Consider the following 22,329-nt stretch of genomic DNA (forward strand, 5'->3'; position numbering starts at 1 on the left):
CAGACTGGCCTACTCAGCGATAAAAATCGTTTTCTCATTCACGAATTCACGCATACCGAAACCGCCGTGTTCACGGCCATAACCGCTGTCTTTCACGCCGCCAAACGGCAGGTTAGGCTGCGCCAAAGAATAACCGTTAATGTTCACCATACCGGTATCGAACTCTTCACGGGCCAAACGGATAGCTTTCTCTTTATCCGTGGTGAAGATACCGCCGCCCAGACCGTAACGGGAGTCATTGGCAATGCGCATGGCATCCGCATCGTTTTTTGCACGGATAAATGATGCCACAGGGCCAAACAGTTCATCATCATACGCTGGCATGCCCGGTTTAATGTTTTCCAGGATCGTGACCGGATAGAACCAACCTGTGGTGTCAGGGATCTCGCCGCCTAATGTGACTGTGGCACCGTTTTTCACTGACTCCTCAACCTGCTCGTGCAACTTGTCACGCAAATCTTCACGGGCCATTGGGCCAAGATCGGTTTCAGGATCGGTGGGGTCACCCACTTTCAACGCTTTAAATGCAGCGACGAATTTCTCACGGAAGGCATCATAAACACTGTCAACAATGATAAAACGCTTAGCCGCTACACACGTCTCGCCGTTATTGACGATTCGCCCCTGAACACAGGCTTCCACCGCGGTATCGATATCAGCATCAGATAACACCACAAAGGCATCGTTACTACCCAGTTCCAGCACGGTTTTCTTAGACAGACCGGCTGCGGTTTCGGCCACCGTTTTACCAACGTTATCACTGCCTGTGAAAGTCACGCCGCGCACCTTATCGTGCTCAATGAGCTTGCTGGCAGTTTTGCCGTCAATCAGTAACGACTGATACACGTTTTTCGGGAAACCGGCGTCCAGATACAGTTTTTCAATAAACTCTGCCATACCAAACACATTGGCGGCATGCTTCATCACCGTTGTATTACCCGCCATGACATTGGCTGCGCTGTAACGGATGACCTGATAAAGCGGGAAGTTCCAAGGCTGGATACCCAAAATAACGCCAATCGGCTGGAAAGTAATAATGGCGCTGCCACCGTCATATACCCGGTTTTCATCTTCCAGCACTTTTTCGCCGTTTTCAGCGGTGTAGCGACAAATAGAAGCACAGAGCGCAATTTCCTGCTTACCGTGTTCAGTCACCTTACCCATTTCTTTGGTCATCAAATCAAGAATGGTGTCCGCGTTATTCTCAATCTGATCAGCGAGGTTATTCATCAATTTAGCCCGCTCGTCGAAACTGGTCTTCTTCCATGACAGAAAGGCTTCATGGGCATTATCAACGGCTTGATTCGCGTCCGCTTCGGACATCAGCGTATATTCGGCAACGGTTTCTTCTGTTGCAGGATTAATCGTTTGTACTTTATCAGACATGCTCTGTCTCCTGTTTTCAACATGGACAGAAGGCGGTGCAAAGGTGAGGCCAACATAGAAAACACTGAAATAACAGTACGTTGAGAAAATATCGAATAAAAAGACTCAAACAACAGTAGTGACATCTACAGGGTACCCTGTTGAATTTGCAAAATCTTATGCAACGAATTGATGTCATCAGGTTCATCTGTCATAAAAATTTAGCCAATCCATTGGGCTGTTTGACGTAGACTACTGTCTTTTCCGCAGTGATAGTATTACGTTTTGTTTGTCTGGTGTGTGACCTTAATTACTCTGGCATTGTTTATCTGCCCACAGTCTGTTGCATCCAACCTCTCTCAACCATCAGAACCGCCAACGCTATTCAAGACGCTCAACACCATAGCGCAGCAGCGCAATGTCAATGTGCTTTATGAATCAAGTGCCATCCCCCCGTTCATTCATGGCCCTGTGGACAATACACTGCCGGTACCTGAACTGATTGCATCATTACTCGCTGACACACCGTTTACTGCACATCAGGTAGATGAACGCACCTTTATTATCCGGCGCAGGGCCACAGAAAAAAAAGAAGCAATAACAGAAAAATCCTACATGGATGAAGTGATTGTTACCGGCACGCGACTGCCCGACAGAACGATTCACACGGCACTCTCGCCAGTGGACGTTGTTAACGAGCCGGTAAATGTTAACTCTGTTGATTTAGCGGATAGTCTCGCTATACAGCTTCCGGGCTACACAGCTTTCAGATTGCCTCTCAGTGACGGGCAAATTTTTAACCGGCGGTCCGGATTGAGAGGACTTAATTCAGACCATGTGTTGATACTGGTTAACGGTAAACGGCGTCATCACTCTGCCTTTATCGAAACCGCCGATGGGCAGCCAACGGACTTATCTCACATCCCACTGTATGCAATCAAACGTATTGAAGTACTGCGTGATGGTGCTTCTGTTATGTATGGTTCTGACGCTATTGCCGGTGTGATTAATGTCATTCTGGATGATTCTCCGGAAACATCCTTGTCTGTGCAGTCGGGACAATATTTCGAAGGTGACGGACTTTCAAAACTGGTTCAGTTTAAAAGCGGGTACAGGACTACGGAGAGCCGGGCAACGCTGACACTGGCCGCGTTCTCGGATGACCCGACTTCAAGATCTGTACAACCCGCTGATGCGGTGGCATTTCGACGCGAACATCCTGATATTGCTTTACCTGACCCGGTACAACGATGGGGTCAGCCTGAGCGCGAAGGTATTCAGGCGGTAATCAACGCCGGGGGCACATTAAGCCCTCATTATGAATGGTTCAGCTTTGTCACACTGTCACAAACAGAAGGGACATCTGACTTCAACTGGCGAAACCCTGATACCAATGCCATTTATACACCAACGGCTGCGTTTAGCGATTTCGATTTGCGTACTGTTTACCCTGCCGGCTTTACACCTCACTTCGGGCAACATGAAACAGATATCGCAGCGACGCTTGGCACATCGGTGTCGCTTGAAGCCGGCGCTGAACTTGAAGCAAGTCTGACGGCGGGACAGAACACGATCGATTATTTCATCAGAAACACAATTAATGCGTCATTGGGCCCGTTAAGCCCCACAGACTTCAAACCTGGCGCACTGACACAGCGGGAATGGGTGCTGGATATCGATTACCAGCATCCTTTAAGTGAAAACAGCCTCTGGCAATCAGCGTCTTTAGCTACAGGGCTGGTTCTGAAAGGCGAGCAATACCGCATTCAGGCCGGCGACCCTGCATCATGGGAAGCAGGGCCTGCCACCATTTACGGTTTGCCCGCGGGCTCAAGCGGATTCCCGGGATATTCGCCGGAGCAGGCCGGAACATTTCACCAGCAAGGCTTTGCAGCCTATTCAGATCTCAATGTATCGCTGGCTCAGGATTTTGATGTCGATCTCGCCCTTCGCTATGAGGATACCGCTAACTATGCGGGAATCATTCGCGGCAAAGTGTCAGCACGCTACGCATGGAAAAATGGCTGGATGGCCAGAACAACACTGACTAACGGCTTTCGGACACCAAGCGCCGGACAGCTTTTTAGCGAGCGTACGTCACAAGGCTTAAATACCGAATATAACAGCGTTAACACCAGCGGGCGCTTTTCCCCGCTTAGTCCTGTAGCTGCAATTTTATCTCTTCGCAGCGACGTGACAATTGCGCCGCTGCGTCCCGAGCGCTCTGAAACGATAAGCGCCGGAATAGGCTACCGTACCTCAGACAACTTCGGGTTGAACGTTGATTTTTATCGTATTGAGTTAACCGACAGGTTCGGCACAACCCCTGCTTTTGAATTAACGGTACGGGAGCAAAGCGCCGTAGCAGCCATACACTCCGGCCTTAACTATCCCATCGATACCGCAACGTTTTTTCAAAACCTGTTTGATACAACCACTACAGGTTTTGACATCGTACTGACCAGACAAACCATACTGGCTGACGGACAACTTAATATCACCGCGGCAGCCAATTACAACAAAACAGACGTCACCCGACTAGGCGATGCGACAAACATTGCACAAAAGATACTGCAGGAAAAAGGCACGCCGGAATGGCAAGGCAGGGTGTCAATTAACTGGCAAAAAGGAGACTGGCAACACCAGTTCACCCTGCGGTATACCGGCAGCTGGACAGATCAACGGGAAACCGGAGAAGAAGTGTTTCAACGCTTTTCACCTATGACAATGTTTGATGTTTCCTCCACGTGGTTCATATCGTCAGCCTGGTCATTAAGGTTGTCCATAGAAAATCTCTTCAATACCTACCCCGACCGCGCGGCACTTCAGGCAAACCGCGGATTAATGTATTCAAGAAATGCCCCTTACGATACTGACGGCGGTTCATACTACCTCCGGACTGAATACTACTTTTAATGTTTCGTAGCGCCGGACATCCGGCGTGTTTTATGAAGCTTTTGTGAATTAAGCAACGAAACGCGCAGATCTTCAATTCAGGTTCGTCTTGTTAATTAGTCCCGACCGGATCCGGAAAAATGCATGCACGGTTTGGGAGTACTTTTAAGGACAACTCAACCTGGAAACCAAATGAACGCTAAATTTACTCTCTCAGCCTGTGCCATTGCACTCGCTACCGTTATGCAGCCACACGCTATGGCACAAACTCAAGACGCCTCAGCGGAAAAGGACGTTGAAAACGTCATTGTCACCGGCACACGCCAATCCAATCGCACTGTATTTGATTCAATGGCCCCTATCGACCTTATTTCCGGCGACGCCATTAACAGCACAACGTCGGAAGATCTGTCAGACAGCGTGGCGCAACTCGTACCGTCTTTTAAAGTACAGCGTTTGCCCATGGCCGACGGACAGGTATTTGTTCGCCCGGCGAGCTTACGGGGCCTGTCTTCAGACCACACGCTGGTACTGGTAAATGGCAAACGGTTACACCGCTCTGCGTTGCTCGGTTCCAATGGCGCTCAGTCTGCAGATCTTGCCACCATCCCAACTTATGCAATTAAGCGTATTGAAGTTTTGCGCGATGGTGCATCTGCACAATACGGTTCAGATGCCATTGCCGGGGTGATCAATATTATTCTGGACGACAAAGAAGGCTATAAAGCTTACAGCCAGTTCTCTCAGTACTATGAAGGCGATGGTGCCGCATGGCGTGCAGGTGGCAAGGCGGGGTGGTCGTTAAATGACAAGGGCTATCTGTCTTTCACTGCTGAATATTACGATGCCGACAGAACCAGCCGCTCGCGCCAGCGCGCAGATGCCATTGCCTATCAGGAAGCAAACCCTGAAGTCACATTGAGAAATCCGGTACAGGATTGGGGGCAGCCAGACAGAGAAGCAATGCGCTTTGCGTTTAACAGCCAGTACGATATTTCAGAGAACGCTGCTGTGTATCTGTTCGGCACATACAACGAAGGCGAAGGGCTATCTGACTTTAACTGGCGAAACCCGACTTCCGCCGTATATAACCAAAGCACTGTTTATCCTGACTTTGATCTGAACGATATTTATCCCGGAGGATTTGCTCCGCACTTTGGTCAGGAAGACTCAGATTACGCGGTGTATGGTGGTGTAAAAGGTGACCATGGAAACCTGAGCTGGGATGTATCTGCCAGCGTGGGCGGCAATGCTATCGATTACTTTATGTCGAACACCATCAACGCGTCTCTGGGCTCAGACAGCCCTACTGACTTTTACGCGGGTTCGTTAGAACAGGATGAAGTCACAATCAATGCCGACGGTGTTTACATTATCGAATCAGACAGTGTTTATGGCGATATCAACGTAGCATTTGGCACCGAATACAGGGAAGAAACCTATACTGTATCTCCCGGTGACGAAGCATCGTATGCAGTGGGTCCGGCTGCCAGTGAAGGTCTGGCATCCGGTTCAAACGGGTTCTTCGGATTCAGTCCTTCTCAGTCCGGTGAATTCAGCCAGGACAGTTACGCTGTATATCTGGATGTTGAAAGCGAGATCACTGACGCACTCACGTTAGGTGTGGCTGGCCGTTACGAAGACTATTCAGTATTTGGTGACAGCACCAACGGTAAAATATCTGCACGTTATGCTTTGTCAGAAAACCTGGCGCTGCGTTCCACATATTCAACCGGCTTTCGTGCCCCTACACCCGGTCAGCTGTTCAGTGAGCGCGTGTCCCAAGGCTTAGATACGAACACGCTTGAAGTATTTACCCGCGGCCGATACAGCCCTGAAGGTGCCATCGCGGATATCATCAACTTACGTGATGATGCAGATATTGCTTCTCTTGAACCGGAAAAATCCGACAACATCAGTTTGGGTATTACCTATCAGGGTAATGACGGTCTGTCTGCGTCACTGGATTTTTATCGCGTGGAAATTGAAGACCGCTTTGGTACGTCATCCACCTTCACACTGACAGATGAAGAGCGTCAGTCTCTGATTGATTTAGATGTCACCGGCGCAGAAAGTATAACCGGCGTGAACTTCTACCAGAATGATTTTGATACCCGCACCACGGGACTGGACGTGATTGTCAGTCAGTTATGGAAACTGGATAGCGGCTCACTGAATGTTGTGCTTGCCTATAACTACAACAAAACAGAAGTAGTGGGTGGAAATGTTGCGCAAAACGAAACCCAGCGCACACTCTTTGAAGATCGCCTGCCCACCAACAGTGCTAATTTCAGCGCCACATACAGTACCGGTGACTGGAGTTACAATGGCCGTGTACGTTACTACGGCACCTGGACAGACAGTTCCGGCAACAGCGATGGTGACATTTTTCAGGAGTTCGGTGCTGAGGCGTTTGTTGATGTCGGCGTTACATGGCAGGTATCCGACACAATTAAGCTGAGTGCCAATGTAGAAAACCTGTTCGACGCTTATCCTGATGAAGCCACTTATCAGGCAAGCCGGGGCCTGATTTACTCCAGAAACGCTCCTTATGACACTGACGGTGGCAGCTACTCGCTGCGCATTGACGCAAGCTTCTAACAGCGGCTCGTCATTATTTTGAGACATTGTGCATGTAGTTTGGTTTTCACATGCCAATGTCTTTCTATCTTTTTGTTTTTCGCAGGTATGCTATGCCACATATAACAAGACGCCATTTTGTGACCGGCGCGCTGGCTTCCACCGCCATGATATCCGCCTCAGAGGCTTTCGCTGACGACAAGGGCCTTCCTTTCCCGGAGCACTTTACAAGACAGCCCGGCCACAGCGATATCGCTTCAGATGAAGCGTTCTGGAGTCAGGTTGCCAGCTACTACGATGTTAAGCCGGGTATCATCAATGTGGAGAACGGTAACTGGGGAATCATGTCCCGCCCCGTGATGCAGGCTTACTTTGCGCACACACAACGGGTTAACCGTGACAACTCATACTTCTCACGCAAAGAATACTGGCCGGTGATGAAACCCGTCTGGCACGATGTTGCGAACCGGCTGAACGTTCTGCCGGAAGAGGTTTGTTTGACAAGAGGCGCAACCGAAGCACTGCAGAATCTGATTGGCAACTATCAGCTTTTAAAAGCCGGTGACGGCGTAATGTTCGCTGATCTCGACTATGATGCCATGCAGGCAGCGATGCGGCATAAAGCCGGCACAACAGGCGCTGACATTATTGAATTATCGATCCCGGAACCTGCTGATAAAGCATCGCTGATTCAGTTTTACCGGACTGAACTGGAAAAGCATCCGCACTGCAAGTTATTACTGCTTACCCATATCAGTCACCGTACCGGGCTGGTTATTCCGGTTGCAGAAATCACAGATATCGCAAAGGCCAGAGGCGTCGATGTCATTGTTGATGCTGCCCACTCCTGGGGACAACTCAACTTTACTGCTGACGAGCTGAAAGCAGATTTCATTGGCTTCAATATGCATAAATGGATGGGTGCCCCTATCGGCGCCGGAGCCATGTTTATTCGTAATGCCCGCCTGCAGGATATTGGCCTGAACATGTCATCAGAGCCTGAACAACAAGATTCAATCTGGGGGCGTGTGCACAGTGGCACCAGCAATTTTGCAGCGTTTTTGACCCTGCCTGATGCTTTTCGTTTTCACGATCTCATTGGCGCTGACGCAAAGGCTGCAAGGCTAAAATATTTACGCAATAACTGGGTTGATGCCGTATCAGATATAGAAGAAATCAATGTCCTCACGCCCAATGAAGATGACAGCCATGCGGGGATAACATCCTTTCGCCTGGCAGGCATAATAAGCACGCAGGAAAACAAGGCCATAGCAGACTATTTATTCAAAAAGCATGGCATTTTTACTGTTCACAGAGAAGGTATCGCCGCGGGCAGCTGCGTACGCATTACACCCGGTTATTACAACAGCTTGCAGGACATGCAAACCGTGTCTGCTGCGCTAAAGGATACCGTCGTTGCTTTCCGTGGTTAACATTAAGCCAGAGCAAGGCACACAGAGCGCGGGGCCGTGCCTTGCTTCATGGTATCGAAAATATGCTGTTACGCTCAGGCGGGTGGCCACTTTAAAGGGCGCAGACATTGATGATGCAGAAGAAATCGTGCAGGAACTTTTTATTAAATTACAGCGCTATGATTACTTGTCGGCGTTAGAAAACGAAGAAGCCTTTCTGCGTACCATGCTATCTAATTTAGTTACCGATCGTTTCAGAAAAGCACAGCGAACGCCGCAACTGGTTGATATCGACAGCATTGAGCCGGTACAAACTTCTGAGGCCCACGAACCGGAGTCGAAATACCAGGAAGACAATGAAGTAAAATTGCTTATGCAAGATCTTCAATCCCTGACTTCCGTTGCCCGCAACGTGTTTCTTTCACACAGAATTGACCACCTTTCCTACGATCTGATTGCTAAAAACAACAACATCACCGTGGCAGCGGTACGAAAACATTTACGCGATGCCCTGATAATTTTAACAACAAAGCGAGTTGAGCGTGACAGCGAAGCATAACCCACCAATATCTGAAGAGCAGATTGCGCAAGCTACCGATTGGGTACTCATTATGTCTGAGAACCCTGATATCGCACAGAACGCAGAATTTGCCCGCTGGTTGAGCCGGCACGAGAGCAATCTTACTGCATTTAATGAGGTCGCTGTCACATACGGCCTTGCCGCTAAACTACCTGAAACGATCCGGAACAAGCGCGGGCGCACTGTCTCCGGTTCTTTATCCGCAGTTTATTTTGCGCTAGCGGCATCTGTCGCACTGTGTTGCGTATTGTTGTTCACTCAGCCCCCTCCAGACAAGCAACCTGAACGACATGAGTTTGCTACCGTGACAGGCGAAATATCTCCGTTTACACTGCCGGACGACTCGACACTGGTGCTTGATACCAATTCGCGGGCTGATACGGTGATAACCGCGAAAACACGCGATGTGCATCTTAAGAAGGGCCGTATATTTGTCGATGTTGCTCACGATAAGACAAGACCGTTCTCTGTAGCCATTGATGACACCTTTGCCTTTACGGCACTCGGCACCGCCTATTCAGTTGAAAAAGAAGGAAGGGGCTGGACGCTGGAAGTTTATGAAGGCACCGTTGGTATCGCCAGTACTTTAATTACCCATGCACCGGTAAAAGCAGGCTGGGGACTGCGTTACGAAGAACGCCGCATTCACCGCTATCAGCTTCCTGAACCACTGGTTGAAGCAAAACCGGACTGGCAGCAACACCGGATCGTCTTCAACGACACATCACTACGGAACGCCATCGCCGAATTCAACCGCTACCTGACCAGACCAATAACCATTAACGATCCCGAACTGGCTTCGCTATCGCTGTCCGGCACGTTCGATTTAAGTGATAGTCAGGCATTTATAGCCAGCGTTGCTCAATTAACCGGCGCAAATATCCGTGATAGTGATGAAGGCTTTGAGATTGGTGAAGTCAGTACAAATCCGGATAATTAAACTTCGCCATGGCCAGTGTGATGGCAAGTTCATAAACACTCTGGCGGGTGGCGAGGTGATTGGTCAGCAGGCCGATTGCCCCGCCTTTCTGTTTGATGTTGTCCGTATTAAACAATTTGTCCATCAACGGGCCCAATTCTTCACCTGCCTCTAGTGCGGTGAAGACTGACGGAGGTAAAGGCAGGTTTGCACTGCGTCCCACAGACCAGATGCCCTGATGATAAATGGCAACAAAAGCAAACGTGGCCGGGCCGTCGTCAAACATATCGACACCGCCTTCAATGGCGATGAACCAGTCCTGCGCTATAGACCGCTCGTCTGCTTCTGCGAGACAGGCTTTGACCCTGTTTACAGCACCGTCCCGGGTTTGCGCAGTATTCATGGGCTGGTCCGGCACACCGCTTGGCACATTCACGCCAATGGCCTCAAGGGCAGGCAATTGCAGGGATAAACTTAACGCATTACGGGCTGCATTCAGCTTTACCGGATTTTTCGAACCCACAATGCAAACCGTCATGTTATTTCTCCACCGGAAACTGGCGAATTTCGTCCAGCAAGGTGCGGTAATCGGTTACGGAAGGGAATGCTTCAATGTCCCGGACTGGTTGCTGACTGTCCGGGTTACTTACGGCCAGCAGGTGGCCGATCCCGAACTTTTTCGCCGCCTGCAAAATAGTGATGCTGTCATCGACAAATAATGTGCGGGCGGGATCAAACTGTAATCTGGCCTGAAGCTGCTTCCATAAGTTCTGAGACTCCTTCGTCACACCAAACTCATGGGTACTGATCAACGTATCAATGTGAGCATCAAGTCGCGTATGTTCCACCTTTAGTGAAAGGCTGCCCGGATGAGCGTTGGTTACCAGCACCACATTCCGGCCGGTTTCATGAAGGGCATCAAGGAAAGGCAGCGTATCATCGCGCATGGAAATTAAGTGCTCAACTTCCCGCTTGGCGGCCATAATGTCCATGTTTAACTGCTCAGCCCAGTAATCCAGACAATACCATTGGATCTGCCCCATCACACGCTGATAATGCGCCATCATTGTGGCTTTGCACTCTTCAACGGGCTTTCCGCTCCGTTCAGCGATTTTCTTTGGTAAATGTTCGATCCAAAAGTGATTATCGAAGTGTAAATCCAGTAAGGTTCCGTCCATGTCGAGCAGAACTGTGTCGATTTCACTCCAGGGTAGAAATGGCAAGCGATTTTCCTTCAAATACATTAAGCTTAAGCATTGGTTGTCATCATAACGAAAGTTGTAACGGATAAACATGAGTAAAATCGATCCCGCCAAAACATTGCCGCAAATCAAACACCGGGAAATTGTTGCCCGCAGTCGTTTATTTAAAGTCGAAAGGCTGGATCTTACTTTCTCAAACGGTGCCGAACGTCAGTTCGAGCGCATGGCTGGTAGCGGCCGTGGCGCTGTAATGATTGTGCCGATGTTAGATGACAATACTATGGTGCTTATCCGCGAATATGCGGCGGGCACGCATACCTACGAGCTTGGTTTTCCGAAGGGTTTGATTGATCCGGGTGAAACGCCCGTTGAGGCAGCAAACCGTGAGCTCCAGGAAGAAGCAGGTTACGCCGCCCGCGACCTGAACGTAATTCATACCGTCAGCATGGCCCCCACATTTTTCAATGCAGAAATGACCATTGTTCTCGCCCGGGATTTATATCCGCAAACACTTGAAGGTGATGAACCGGAGCCGCTGGAGGTGGTCAACTGGCCTCTCAGCCAGGCAGATGAACTTCTCGGCCGGGAAGATTTCAAAGAAGCCCGCTGCGTCGCCGCCTTGTTCTTAGCTCAGAAGTGGTTAAAGGAGCAATAACATTATGCCAGACGACACCCGCGCCTCCTTACTGGAGATAGCCAAACGTATTGCTGTTGAAGCCGGCGAAGCGGTACTTAAAGTTTATGACAAAGGCGATTTCGACGCCTACACCAAAGATGATGAGTCTCCGGTAACCAGTGCCGACTACCTCGCCAACGACATCATCAACAAGCGCCTGATTGAAGCTACCCCTGACATTCCGATCCTGTCTGAAGAAAACAAACACGCCAGCCTTGCTGAGCGCGAAGCATGGCAGCGTTACTGGCTTATCGATCCCATTGACGGCACGCAGGAGTTTATCGCCCGGAGCGGTGACTTCGCCGTGAATATTGCCCTTATCGAGAACAATGAACCTACTATAGGTGTCATATTCTGGCCTCCCGGACAATCACTTTATTACGCCAGCAAAGATGCCGGCGCATTCAAGGAAAGTCCGGATGAGCACAAACAGATCCACGTCAGGAAGCTGGATGATCCCCATGAAAGTGTGGTGATGATTGCCATCAGCCGCCGTCAGTCAAGGGACAAAGTGTTTTCCCGCATGTGTGCGAAACGGGTTTATCAAACGTTACCTCTGGGTAGCTGCTCGTTGAAATCATGCTTTATTGCCGAAGGTAAAGCTGATGTATTCATGCGTATAGGCATTACCGGCGAATGGGATACAGGTGCATCGCAATGCATCGTGTCGGAAGCCGGTGGTAGCATCCTGGCAGCGAATTTTGAGCCACTGACTTATAACCAGCGTCATACGCTGGAAAACCCGGACTTTGTGGTGCTTGGTGATCAACGGGTCCCCTGGCAGGACATTGTCCAATATGAAAAAGGAGCGAAGGAATGATGAAACGAACGTTACTGGCATTATCGGCGTGTATTGCTTTACCGGCCTCAGCGGCATGGACTTTAGACAGCGATACCTCCAGCCTGCATTTTTTGTCTACCAAGAATGCCCAGATAACGGAAGTTCACAGCTTCGATGAATTATCCGGCACGCTCAGCGATGGTGGTAAGTTATCTGTTACCGTTCCGCTGACCAGTGTGAACACCAGCATTGAATTGCGTGATACCCGCATGCAGGAAATGCTGTTTGATACCACGAACTTTGCTAATGCCACCTTCACGGCAGATGTTCCTGCTGAACTGATGAAGTTGAAAAAAGGTAGCAGCAAGACTGGCTCTGTAACCGGTGAACTGGATTTACACGGCGTAAAAGCGCCCGCTACCTTTCAGGTGATTGTCAGCAAGCTGGCCAATGACAAGTTAACGGTATCTACCACAGCCCCGACGGTGATAAACGCTTCTTCTTTTAAACTGGAAGGCGGTATTCAGGCACTTCAGGATGTTGCCAAGTTAAGCAGCATCACACTGGCTGTCCCGGTGACATTCTCGGTCACGTTTGAAGAGTAACATTCTCTTTTTGCCATTTATAACGGACAAAGCCGCCAACTCGCTTTGTCCGTTACCATTATTTACGCATCTGGCTTACTGAGCCCTGTCAGAATGAATATCAGGCTGCGTGTTTCGCCTTCGGCCGGCTTTGAGCAAACTCTGCAATCTGTCCGTCTGTTAAGCGTTTTGGTAAAGGCGGGGCTTTGAGATCCTGCACGAACATGGTCTGATGGGTTTCGTCAGGCAGAACCGGTTGCAGCGCAGGATAACCTGCAATTTCTTCTGCTGAGATAGTCGCCATGTGCTCACGCACTCCCACCAGTACCGGAGCTTCGTTTATCTCTTCCTGAATCACAAAGATCCCCAACCTACGGCAGGTTTTGCCAAACGACAAGCTGCTGGTTAAACGGATAATGGGCGCTGCGAACACCATACCGGTCAATACCGGCAGCAACCACAGGAATAGCGAAGGTGTGAAGTAGAAAGTCACACCGGCCCAGATTAGTCCCAATGTGGTCATTGTTACGGCTTTAGAAATAGCGACTTTCCATGGCACCATACGTCCTTCACGGGTTTGCGCTTCCCACTTTACCTGGTGACCAATGAATACGCTGATCACGAAGTAACTGTGGAAGAACATCATCATAGGCGCGATAAGTACGGCCATAAACAGCTCGATAAGCGCACCGGACATGAGCCTGAAAGCACCACCAAAATCTTTTCTGCGCTGTATAAGCGCCAGAATAACGCCCAGCATTTTCGGCATGAACAGCAAGGCAATGGTGCCGTAAAGCGTGGCTATCATTAACCCCTCGTGGACAATTTGCCATTCGGGGAATAACTGGTGGGCAGATGTAAAATAAACCGGGTCGATAAGCGCTTTAACCAGCGCATCGGCAGTCCCCGCCATGAGCATCATAAACAACAGCAGCGACGACATGTAAGCAAAGGCACCGAAAGCAAAGTGCAACCGGTTCGTAGCTTTAAGTCCCTTAGTGCTTAACAACCCTAAGTGCTGAATATTCCCCTGCACCCAGCGACGGTCGCGGATAGCGTAATCTACCATGTTACCGGGTACTTCCTCGTATGATCCGTCAGTGTCGGTGATGAGATAACACTCCCAGCCGGCACGGCGCAATAGTGCCGCTTCCACAAAATCGTGACTCAGTACATCACCACCAAACGGTGCCCGGCCTTTCAGGGTTGGCAACCCACAGTGCTGCATAAAAGGTTGCACGCGGATGATGGCATTATGGCCCCAATAATTTGCGCTGTCTGTCTGCCAGAACGACAAACCGGTGGCCAGCATCGGGCTGTAGAGGTGCGCCGCAAACTGCACAAAACGCCCGAAGAACGTGTCCTGACGCACAGGCATGGGAATAGTCTGAATCATTGCCGCTTCGGGGTTAGCTTCAATGCGGCGGGTCATATCCAGCACGCGGTGTGCAGACATGACACTGTCGGCATCCAACACCAGCATCGATTCGTACTGACTACCCCAGCGTTCACAAAAATCGGTGATGTTACCTACCTTGCGGCCCCAGTTATCCTCGCGGCGTCGATAAAAAATTTGTTGGCTTTGTTCGCCAAGACGGGAAATAAGACGCTGCCAGGCTTTAAGCTCTGCTTCGGCTTTCGCCTTATCCTGGGTATCGCTCAACATATAAAAATCGTATTTGTCAGCGTACGGGGTATCAAGAATGGCTTTAACGCAGGCTTCGAACCCGACGATAATGCGGTCAGTATCCTCGTTGTACACCGGCATGACGATAGCGTGGCGTTGGGTGACGGGCGCCTGATCATCAGAGGCCTTCAATTCCCGGCGAAGTGATAACGGGTCGATATGAAAAAGCTTCAGCAGAAAGCCGATAACAGAGGTCCAGAATGACCAGGTCAGCCAGATGAACAGCACCATACTCAGCGCTAGTTGTATCATTTCCAGCGGCGTAAACCGGTTGGGCCTGAAAATTTCAAACAGGCTGTAACCGGCAAGGGCCGTAGACACTATGGTCAACAGCCCCATCAGCACCAGCCGCCACCGGCGGCCGTTTACTTTTAAAATTTTATCTTTCGTGGCTATGTTGTCCGGTGCCACGGTGCTTTCCCCGGGATCATTGTGGCTCATACACATAGCTCCAAATTTCGCTCATTTGCGTTTCGTTCTGATTTAAAAACATGCGCATATCGACAACCGCTTCGCCGTCGGGAATGACCAGAAATGTCACGCGAACGCTTTTATCACCATCTACCTTGTACACTCTGGCCTGCTCGACCTTGCCGTTAGTGGCGTCTAAAATCAGATCTACCTCATCAGGATTCAGCTTCATGCCTTCCGGTAAAGTGAAATCAACAACAAACCGGCGCACATTTCGCTCTTCCGTTGTTTCAAAGCCGGGCAGTTGACTAATACCCTGACGAGTGCGCTCCACTGTCGCCAGACCATAAGGCATAGGCTGCTTTTCAACGGTCTTCAATTCATATTCAAAGTAGCGGTTTTCACCGGCATTGAACGGCTTCTCAGGCACCCAGTAAGCCACGATATTGTCGTTCACTTCTGAGTCAGTAGGAATTTCCACGATTTCCAGCTTACCTTTGCCGAACCCTTTTTTCGGGGTTACCCACAAGCTCGGGCGCAGATGATAGTTCGCCTCGGCATCGAGATAATTAGCAAAGTCTGTATCCCGCTGCAGCACACCAAAGCCTTTGGGAGCCACATCGCTCAGCGAAGTGATTTGTAATTTGGTCGGGTTAGTCAGAGGACGCCAGATAATTTCCCCGCTATTGTTGAGCATCATCACCCCGTCACTGTCATGCACTTCAGGGCGATAGTCATCGCGGCGGATTTGCGAGTTTTCGCCGTAAAGGAACATGCTGGTGAATGGTGCGACGCCAAGCTTACCCACATTCTCCCGGGCAAATATCCAGCTTTTTACCTGCATGGTGGTATCTTTACCCGGCATGATTTCAAAACTGTAAGCACCCGCAACAGACGGGCTTTCTAAACGGGCATAAATTTTAATGGGCTGGCCTTCACGGGGCTCAACCACCCAGAACTTGGTAAAGTGGGGAAATTCCTCACCATCCGGCATCGCCGTATCGATGGCAAGGCCGCGGGCTGAAATGCCATAAACCTGATTTTTGCCTACTAAACGAAAATACGAAGCGCCGAGAAAAACGGCGAATTCGTCTTTGTATTCTTTGTTTTTAATAGGGTAATGCAAGCGAAATCCGGCATAGCCGGATTTTGCATCGGTCAGACCGGCCAGCGGCTCTGCATTCTTTTCATAGATGAAATTATTGCTGTCAAAGGGTACGGTATGTTCACTGTTGTCCGGAGCAATGGTGACCACTGTGACAGGTTGCTGATAGAGAAAGCCCGGGTGAAAGAATTGCATTTCATAATCATGCTCACCGTGCCACAAGGATTTTTCGGGATTGAAGCGAATTTGACGATAGGTTTCGTAACCGATGTTTTTCAATTCGTCTGCCAGATTGTGATCATTAACCACATAATCACGTGTAGCATTTTTTTGCGCCGATTCAATAACGCGATTCAATATAGGTTTGCCTTCCGGCAGGTTTCCGGTAGCCGTTTCATCCGCCAGACTCAATGTGCTGAAGCCCACGCAAATGCAATATACAAAGGCGCGCATTACCGCCGGGCTTATTGAGAAAAAAGCGCAAAAGGATGCGACGAATGAAGTAAAAGATGGTGTCGTAATTTCCGTGTTATTCGCTAACTGTAATTGCGGCAGCATGGTTGACTGACTCCGGTTCAAATTTTCCTAACGGGAACATTCCGTTTCTTATTGACCGGATGAATGCAAAAGGTGATCCATGTCGTTTGGATCACATATTTACGATGTTTTTCATAACCTTACCGAATCCGTCCGTAACAGTGTGTAGAGAGTGCACAGCAAGTATTACAGACCACCGGGTAAAACAGGGGAACCTGTCTGCTCAGACAGACACTAAGGTAGTATGAACATTGAACACCATGCTTCAGACTTAGACGCCCCCCTCCTAACCTCACGTTAAAACACCAGCCTCCCGGCAATTAATATTGACATATAAAACATAGCCTTACGGAATTATACAAGTAGAAAATAGCGCCAACGATGACCGGATTGGCAAAAAGATTGCTGAACAGGCCACTGACAGTGGATTTTCTTTTTGCATATTTAAGGAGTTTTCTATGCGCTTCACTAAAACTTTTACCGCTTTTGTTACTGCAACCACACTATCTTCTGCAGCGATGGCGGCATCACCGAACTGGCGCTTCGCTGAGGGCGGGTATACAAATGCCGAATTTGGCCGCGCAGATTTTGACGGACTTGACCTGGGTGCCACATATTTACTGGAAAACAATATTTATGTTACCGGCGATTACAGCATGCTCGATGAAAGTGGTACCGATCTGGACTTACTGACATTAGGTGCAGGGTACCGGCTGCCTCTGAACAGTTTCACCGATGCCTATTTCGTTCTGAACTATGAACGTGCAGAGGTGGAAAATAACGAAGACAGCGGCTATTCCCTGAATGCCGGCGTGAGATCCATGGTAACTGAACAGGTAGAGCTGCAGGGTGAACTGGGTTACTACGATATCGATGACGGTGATGTCACGGTAAAAGTTGGTGCTAATTACTACTTCTCACCCCGCTGGGCTGTGGGTGCAAGCTATGAAAAAATTGATGATTTGGACATTACGCAACTGAACGCCCGTTACACGTTCTGAGTATGAACGCCGTTTGACCGGAAGGACGTGTATTCACGTCCTTTTTTATTACGTGCTGTAGGAAATGTCCAGATCGTTCAGATACGCGAATGACTGGATTTGGCAGCATCAGCGCAACTTACCGGCGAGATTTACAACCCTGTTTACGAATCTGAAAGATGCGAGAGAGTCTTTGCAGCTCTGCGCCTTGTGATTATTAACGTTAGCATTAGCACTGCACCTGCAATGGTAGCCAAAATATCCATGACATCGAATGTTCTTTCCGGAATGTAAGGCTGAAGACATTCGTAAATGATAAGACCGGCGGCTACACCTGACAGACTTTTAAATTCCTGCGAGGGGTAAAGTAAAAGACATAAGGACGTAGTAATAACCACAGCACAAACATTCGGCAGGGATTCGAGCAGTAGAGAAGAGCCGGTCTCACGCAGCGAATAACCATATTCGCAGCAGTGCCAGGCAACCAGACCTGTCAAAAAATACCACAACCTGAAGGCTGCTAATTTAGAAAGAGAGGCTGAAAACACCTCTCTGTACAGCATGCTTAACTTCACCTTTAAGCAAATGCCTTCCGCGCTCTGCCAGACCAGTAATTGATACTGGATTTAGCCGAATCCCAGCTGTTCCGGAAATAGCGATCGATGCCTTCCTTGCCACCCATCGCATCATACATGTAAGCGCCCACGAGCCCTAAAGCGAGGGCTGGTAAAACTGCGCCTGATACTGTTTGTACTTCATCTTCCTTAAGCTCTCTCATTGAAATAGTCCTTTAAATTGAAATTAAAAAATCAGTGATATCCGGGTAGATGAGCAGTTCATCTTTTCACCGCGGATAAGAGGAGAATATCAATTGCTTCAGATCGGTTAAACCGGGCGGACGGACAGCTTCAGGCGTCTTCTTCACTTTCCCGGTAATCACCTTTTTCGCGGATATTTACCGAGTCGTGGAGCTCTGAATAAACCAGCACAACGTCACCCTGCTTCAGTGCTGCCAGTACCTGTTCCACTTTGTCTTGAAAGCTCGCTTCAACTTCGCCGTAATCAGTACCTTCACGAAGTACAAAGGATTCTACAATGTTACGCAGCGTGTCTTTCTCTAACGCGTCGATGGGGATAATCATGCTTGCCTCACTTTGCTGGCCGGACTGGCAGAAACTCAGAAAAATAGTCGACGGCACGCTGCTGCAGCCAGACCACCGGTCGCAGAAAGCCGCCCTGGATAAAGCCTACATGACCACCAAACTCACTGAGTTCAAGGGTAACATTGCGGGACAGTGCTGTAGCATCCGGCACAATGGACGGACTCATAAAAGGATCGTCCAGACTGTGGACAATTAACGTGGGACAATGAATGGCACTCAGGAAAGGATACGCACTGCATTTCCCGTAGTAATCCTGCGCATCCTTAAAACCGTGTAAGGGTGCCGTCACTTTTTCATCGAACTCCCGGAACGACGACAGCTTGCCTGCCTGCTCAACCGTCAGCGATAACAAATCTTTGTAGTCCAGCTTACGCATTTTACTGGTCAGCGTGGCCTTCATACTCTTTAACAGGTAGTTCTGATAAACCTTCGAAAAACCCTCGCCAATGCTGTCACTGCACGCATCCAGCTTTACCGGCGCCGACACAGCCATGGCGGCCTGCAGCCATTTCTGACCGGGTTTTTCACCCAGCAATTTAAGCAACATGTTGCCACCCAGTGAAAAGCCGATGGCGACTTTCGGCACGTCCGGGAAATGTTTGTCCAGCCAGTCTAAAAAGAACGCCGGGTCTTCTGTTTCGCCGGAATGATAAGCGCGGGGCTGGCGGTTGACTTCACCACTGCAACTCCTGAAGTGCATCATAACCACCTGCCAGCCCTGTTCGCTAAGCGCGGCCATCATGTCGTTGGCATAGTGAGAACGGATACTGCCTTCAAGTCCGTGAAACATCACAACCATGCCCTGCATATCTTGTGGTTCTGGTCCCCAGGCGAGATCAAGAAAGTCGTCGTCTGGCGTGTTTATACGCTGCCAGGTGTAAGAAACCGGTCTGCGTTTCTGAAAAAATCGAGGCCAGATAGTTTGAATATGACAGTTACGGGCCCACCATGACGGTTCGAAATGACTGCGGCGAACAACGCCATGACCATGTTCAGGTGTGTGCATGAATTACTTCGCGGTGCTGTGCAGAGACTGAATCACTGACGTAAGGTATTTAACCGCCTGAGGTTGCTGGCGCAACTTAAATAAATTCACGAAACTGGCAATGCTGCCGTTCACTCCCTGAACCGGCACATATTCTACAGACAGCCGGTTGTACATGGTAGTAAGTGCTTCCTGCTGCTGCATTTCAAGATCCAGTTCTTCCCGCTTCAGGGCGTCATAGACTTTTTCATTAAACGGACTGGCCTGCCTTGCTGCACGGCGTTTTTCACGGTGAGCCACAAGTAAACTCTCAGTTTCAGCAATTGCCGCATGCAGCACCTGCCACTGGTTCAATGTAACAATACCGCCGTTGTCCATACACCAGCATAACAGCAGCAACATATTCACATTTACGCCGAAGTCATCCTGCAACGCAATCGCTGTGGCAGCGACATTATCCCGTCCGTAAACATCTAAACTGTATTGCCAGAAGGTGTCAGTATTCAGATTCATAAGTGGCTTTTGCCGCCTCCATTGCTTCCTGGGCGTCGAGCCATGCCATTTCATGCTCTTCCATCGCCTGTTTCAACGTTGTCTGTTCATCAAGCAGTGCCATCAGCCTGGCCTTGTTTTGCTCTTCGTATAACGTGGTATCGCTTAACGACGTTTCCACGTCAGAAAGTTTGGCTGACGTGGCTTCCATGGCTTTTTCATGCTTCTCAATCGCCTTTTTCAGCGGTGCGACTGACTGACGAAACTCAGCTTCACGACGTTTTTCCGCTTTGCGATCTACTTTCGGTTTATCGGTTTGCTGCTTCGCCGCTTTCTCTTCATTTTGTTGGGATAAAATCCAGCTGCGGTAATCTTCCAAATCACCGTTAAAAGGCTCAACCTGACCACTGTCGACCAGATAAAAGTCTTCGCAAACAGAGGTCAGCAGGAAGCGGTCGTGTGATACCAGCACCATCGCGCCTTCGAACCCCTGTAAGGCCATGTTCAGTGCATGACGCATTTCCAGGTCGAGGTGGTTGGTCGGCTCATCGAGTAACAATAAATTGGGCTTCTGATAAACGATCAACGCCAGTACCAGACGTGCTTTCTCGCCACCGGACATAGGTGCAACATGTTCCAGGGCCTGATCACCATGAAAACCGAAGCCTCCCAGATAATCCCGTAACTGTTGTTCGGTAGCCTGCTTATCTAACCGCTGAAGATGCAAAATAGCAGAGGCTTTGGGATCTAACGTTTCCAACTGATGCTGGGCAAAATAGCCCACGTTAAGCCCTTTAGCTGTGGTAAACGAGCCTTGCATAGGATCGTGCACGCAAGCGAGGAGTTTGATCAGTGTCGACTTACCCTGACCATTGCGTCCCAGCAAGCCGATGCGGCTGCCCGGCACCAGATTCAGTTTGACGTTGTTTAGAATAACCTTGTCGCCATAGCCCAGTTGAATATCCCGTATTTGAATAAGCGGATTCGGCAGACCGGTTGGCTCTGCAAATTCGAAATTAAAAGCACTGGCAGCATGAGCCGGTAAAATCTGCTCCATGCGCTCGAGTTGCTTGATACGGCTTTGCGCCTGTTTAGCTTTACTGGCTTTGGCTTTGAAGCGGGTAATGAAAGACTCAAGATGAGCGATTTTATCCTGCTGTTTCTGAAATTCGATATTCTGTAAGCGGAGTCGTTCTGCACGCTGCTTTTCGTAGGAAGAGTAATTGCCTGTGTAGGCAATAAGTTGTTGCTGTTCAACACTGACGATTTGCGCCACAGTGTTATCAATAAATGCCTTATCGTGAGAAATAAGAATCAGCGTTCCTGAATAGCGTTGCAGCCATTTTTCCAACCAGATGACTGCATCTAAATCGAGGTGGTTGGTCGGTTCGTCCAGCAACAGCAGATCAGAAGGACAAAGCAGTGCCTGCGCCAGGTTGAGCCGCATGCGCCACCCACCTGAAAAATCAGTCACCGGTGCTGACAGCTGAGCGGTTGAGAAGCCCAGACCAGCCAGAATGGTAGCCGCCCGCGCCTCTACATCGTAAGCGCCTGCATGTTCCAGCTGACCATGCAGCTGTCCCATAGCTTCGCCATCCTGCTTCGCTTCGGCTTCAGCCAGTTTAGCCTGTAATCCGCGCAGTAATTTGTCACCGTCAATCACGTAATCAATCGCACAGCGATCGGTGGCCGGTGTTTCCTGTGCCACGCTGACGATACGCCAGTGTGCAGGTACCTGACAATCGCCGGCATCAACCTGTAATTCTCCGCGAAGTAAAGCGAACAAACTCGACTTACCACAGCCATTGCTGCCGATCAGAGCGGTTTTGTGTCCGGGGAATATTTGTGTACTGGCGTTTTCAAGTAGCACTTTGCTACCACGCATCAATGTAACGTCAGATAAGGTGATCATGCCTGCGCAGTTGTCCTGTAATTTAAGCGGCGTATGATAGCAAACTCACCCGGCAATGGCTTG

The 22,329-nt window shown here is 49.5% G+C and carries 20 protein-coding genes; 9 read left to right on the forward strand and 11 right to left on the reverse strand.

What is annotated here, in order from left to right; translation table 11 throughout:
* Positions 1-9 precede the first annotated feature (9 nt).
* Positions 10-1,386 (reverse strand): NAD-dependent succinate-semialdehyde dehydrogenase, encoded by a 1,377-nt coding sequence (locus ACXAG2_RS04715; RefSeq protein WP_474842121.1) that lies wholly within the window; start codon positions 1,384-1,386, stop codon positions 10-12.
* 279 nt (positions 1,387-1,665) lie between these two features.
* Between ACXAG2_RS04715 and ACXAG2_RS04720 the strand changes: the two genes are divergently transcribed.
* From ACXAG2_RS04720 to ACXAG2_RS04740, 5 genes are all read left to right on the forward strand, one after another.
* A complete protein-coding gene (locus ACXAG2_RS04720; RefSeq protein WP_474864898.1) occupies positions 1,666-4,281 on the forward strand; it encodes a TonB-dependent receptor plug domain-containing protein in 2,616 nt (871 codons plus the stop codon).
* Positions 4,282-4,452: 171 nt separating this feature from the next.
* Positions 4,453-6,861 (forward strand): TonB-dependent receptor plug domain-containing protein, encoded by a 2,409-nt coding sequence (locus tag ACXAG2_RS04725; protein ID WP_474864899.1) that lies wholly within the window; start codon positions 4,453-4,455, stop codon positions 6,859-6,861.
* A gap of 92 nt (positions 6,862-6,953) precedes the next feature.
* Positions 6,954-8,273: an aminotransferase class V-fold PLP-dependent enzyme gene (locus ACXAG2_RS04730; RefSeq protein ID WP_474864900.1), complete on the forward strand. Its 1,320-nt coding sequence runs from the start codon at positions 6,954-6,956 to the stop codon at positions 8,271-8,273.
* Positions 8,266-8,811, forward strand: coding sequence for an RNA polymerase sigma factor (locus tag ACXAG2_RS04735; RefSeq protein WP_474865000.1), 546 nt, complete (start codon positions 8,266-8,268; stop codon positions 8,809-8,811). Before ACXAG2_RS04730 ends, ACXAG2_RS04735 begins: the two co-directional genes overlap by 8 nt.
* The gene (locus ACXAG2_RS04740; RefSeq protein ID WP_474864901.1) at positions 8,795-9,772 is read left to right on the forward strand and encodes a FecR family protein; all 978 of its coding nucleotides are present in this window, start codon (positions 8,795-8,797) and stop codon (positions 9,770-9,772) included. Before ACXAG2_RS04735 ends, ACXAG2_RS04740 begins: the two co-directional genes overlap by 17 nt.
* Here the strand turns inward: ACXAG2_RS04740 and yjjX are convergent.
* Both yjjX and yrfG read right to left on the reverse strand, forming a co-directional pair.
* The gene (gene yjjX / locus ACXAG2_RS04745) at positions 9,750-10,289 is read right to left on the reverse strand and encodes an inosine/xanthosine triphosphatase (RefSeq protein ID WP_474864902.1); all 540 of its coding nucleotides are present in this window, start codon (positions 10,287-10,289) and stop codon (positions 9,750-9,752) included. The two genes, ACXAG2_RS04740 and yjjX, sit on opposite strands and share 23 nt — an antisense overlap.
* A gap of 1 nt (position 10,290) precedes the next feature.
* Complete coding sequence (gene yrfG, locus ACXAG2_RS04750) at positions 10,291-10,974, reverse strand: GMP/IMP nucleotidase (protein WP_474864903.1); 684 nt, start codon at positions 10,972-10,974, stop codon at positions 10,291-10,293.
* A 70-nt stretch (positions 10,975-11,044) separates the two neighbouring features.
* On the opposite strand from yrfG, the gene nudE reads away from it, so the two are divergent.
* The 3 genes from nudE to ACXAG2_RS04765 are packed head-to-tail and all read left to right on the forward strand — an operon-like array spanning position 11,045 to position 13,015.
* Positions 11,045-11,608 carry an ADP compounds hydrolase NudE gene (nudE, locus tag ACXAG2_RS04755; RefSeq protein ID WP_119503108.1) on the forward strand — a complete coding sequence of 188 codons (564 nt, stop codon included), beginning with the start codon at positions 11,045-11,047 and terminating at the stop codon, positions 11,606-11,608.
* 4 nt (positions 11,609-11,612) lie between these two features.
* A complete protein-coding gene (cysQ, locus tag ACXAG2_RS04760; RefSeq protein ID WP_474864904.1) occupies positions 11,613-12,449 on the forward strand; it encodes a 3'(2'),5'-bisphosphate nucleotidase CysQ in 837 nt (278 codons plus the stop codon).
* Entirely contained in the window at positions 12,446-13,015 is a 570-nt protein-coding gene (locus ACXAG2_RS04765; RefSeq protein ID WP_474864905.1) for a YceI family protein, read from the forward strand. Before cysQ ends, ACXAG2_RS04765 begins: the two co-directional genes overlap by 4 nt.
* A gap of 100 nt (positions 13,016-13,115) precedes the next feature.
* Here the strand turns inward: ACXAG2_RS04765 and mdoH are convergent, their stop codons facing one another.
* Both mdoH and ACXAG2_RS04775 read right to left on the reverse strand, forming a co-directional pair.
* Positions 13,116-15,122, reverse strand: coding sequence for a glucans biosynthesis glucosyltransferase MdoH (gene mdoH / locus ACXAG2_RS04770; RefSeq protein ID WP_474864906.1), 2,007 nt, complete (start codon positions 15,120-15,122; stop codon positions 13,116-13,118).
* A complete protein-coding gene (locus ACXAG2_RS04775) occupies positions 15,109-16,650 on the reverse strand; it encodes an OpgD/OpgG family glucan biosynthesis protein (RefSeq protein WP_474864907.1) in 1,542 nt (513 codons plus the stop codon). The genes mdoH and ACXAG2_RS04775 overlap by 14 nt, the downstream gene beginning before the upstream one ends.
* Before the next feature lie 542 nt (positions 16,651-17,192).
* On the opposite strand from ACXAG2_RS04775, the gene ACXAG2_RS04780 reads away from it, so the two are divergent.
* Positions 17,193-17,735 carry an outer membrane beta-barrel protein gene (locus ACXAG2_RS04780; RefSeq protein WP_474864908.1) on the forward strand — a complete coding sequence of 181 codons (543 nt, stop codon included), beginning with the start codon at positions 17,193-17,195 and terminating at the stop codon, positions 17,733-17,735.
* A gap of 143 nt (positions 17,736-17,878) precedes the next feature.
* Here ACXAG2_RS04780 and ACXAG2_RS04785 read toward each other — a convergent pair whose 3' ends face one another.
* From ACXAG2_RS04785 to ACXAG2_RS04810, 6 genes are all read right to left on the reverse strand, one after another.
* Positions 17,879-18,277: a VanZ family protein gene (locus ACXAG2_RS04785; protein ID WP_474864909.1), complete on the reverse strand. Its 399-nt coding sequence runs from the start codon at positions 18,275-18,277 to the stop codon at positions 17,879-17,881.
* A 14-nt stretch (positions 18,278-18,291) separates the two neighbouring features.
* Positions 18,292-18,492, reverse strand: a complete 201-nt coding sequence (locus ACXAG2_RS04790; RefSeq protein ID WP_474864910.1) for a hypothetical protein — start codon at positions 18,490-18,492, stop codon at positions 18,292-18,294.
* Between the two features lie 130 nt (positions 18,493-18,622).
* A complete protein-coding gene (locus ACXAG2_RS04795; protein WP_474864911.1) occupies positions 18,623-18,856 on the reverse strand; it encodes a YheU family protein in 234 nt (77 codons plus the stop codon).
* A gap of 7 nt (positions 18,857-18,863) precedes the next feature.
* Complete coding sequence (locus ACXAG2_RS04800) at positions 18,864-19,883, reverse strand: hydrolase (RefSeq protein ID WP_474864912.1); 1,020 nt, start codon at positions 19,881-19,883, stop codon at positions 18,864-18,866.
* Positions 19,884-19,886: 3 nt separating this feature from the next.
* Positions 19,887-20,375, reverse strand: a complete 489-nt coding sequence (locus ACXAG2_RS04805) for a TIGR02444 family protein (protein WP_474864913.1) — start codon at positions 20,373-20,375, stop codon at positions 19,887-19,889.
* Positions 20,359-22,266 carry an ATP-binding cassette domain-containing protein gene (locus ACXAG2_RS04810; RefSeq protein ID WP_474864914.1) on the reverse strand — a complete coding sequence of 636 codons (1,908 nt, stop codon included), beginning with the start codon at positions 22,264-22,266 and terminating at the stop codon, positions 20,359-20,361. Before ACXAG2_RS04810 ends, ACXAG2_RS04805 begins: the two co-directional genes overlap by 17 nt.
* Between the last annotated feature and the right edge of the window lie 63 nt (positions 22,267-22,329).

Source organism: Alteromonas sp. ABH4_456, from assembly GCF_056160645.1.

Coding starts and splice junctions, on each gene's coding strand:
- ACXAG2_RS04715 (WP_474842121.1), bottom strand. CDS start 1,386: ATGTCTGATAAAGTACAAACGATTAATCCTGCAACAGAAGAAACCGTT.
- ACXAG2_RS04730 (WP_474864900.1), top strand. CDS start 6,954: ATGCCACATATAACAAGACGCCATTTTGTGACCGGCGCGCTGGCTTCC.
- nudE (WP_119503108.1), top strand. CDS start 11,045: ATGAGTAAAATCGATCCCGCCAAAACATTGCCGCAAATCAAACACCGG.
- ACXAG2_RS04795 (WP_474864911.1), bottom strand. CDS start 18,856: ATGATTATCCCCATCGACGCGTTAGAGAAAGACACGCTGCGTAACATT.
- yjjX (WP_474864902.1), bottom strand. CDS start 10,289: ATGACGGTTTGCATTGTGGGTTCGAAAAATCCGGTAAAGCTGAATGCA.
- cysQ (WP_474864904.1), top strand. CDS start 11,613: ATGCCAGACGACACCCGCGCCTCCTTACTGGAGATAGCCAAACGTATT.
- ACXAG2_RS04765 (WP_474864905.1), top strand. CDS start 12,446: ATGATGAAACGAACGTTACTGGCATTATCGGCGTGTATTGCTTTACCG.
- ACXAG2_RS04810 (WP_474864914.1), bottom strand. CDS start 22,266: ATGATCACCTTATCTGACGTTACATTGATGCGTGGTAGCAAAGTGCTA.
- ACXAG2_RS04725 (WP_474864899.1), top strand. CDS start 4,453: ATGAACGCTAAATTTACTCTCTCAGCCTGTGCCATTGCACTCGCTACC.
- ACXAG2_RS04800 (WP_474864912.1), bottom strand. CDS start 19,883: ATGCACACACCTGAACATGGTCATGGCGTTGTTCGCCGCAGTCATTTC.
- ACXAG2_RS04790 (WP_474864910.1), bottom strand. CDS start 18,492: ATGAGAGAGCTTAAGGAAGATGAAGTACAAACAGTATCAGGCGCAGTT.
- ACXAG2_RS04805 (WP_474864913.1), bottom strand. CDS start 20,375: ATGAATCTGAATACTGACACCTTCTGGCAATACAGTTTAGATGTTTAC.
- ACXAG2_RS04775 (WP_474864907.1), bottom strand. CDS start 16,650: ATGCGCGCCTTTGTATATTGCATTTGCGTGGGCTTCAGCACATTGAGT.
- mdoH (WP_474864906.1), bottom strand. CDS start 15,122: ATGAGCCACAATGATCCCGGGGAAAGCACCGTGGCACCGGACAACATA.
- ACXAG2_RS04780 (WP_474864908.1), top strand. CDS start 17,193: ATGCGCTTCACTAAAACTTTTACCGCTTTTGTTACTGCAACCACACTA.
- ACXAG2_RS04785 (WP_474864909.1), bottom strand. CDS start 18,277: ATGCTGTACAGAGAGGTGTTTTCAGCCTCTCTTTCTAAATTAGCAGCC.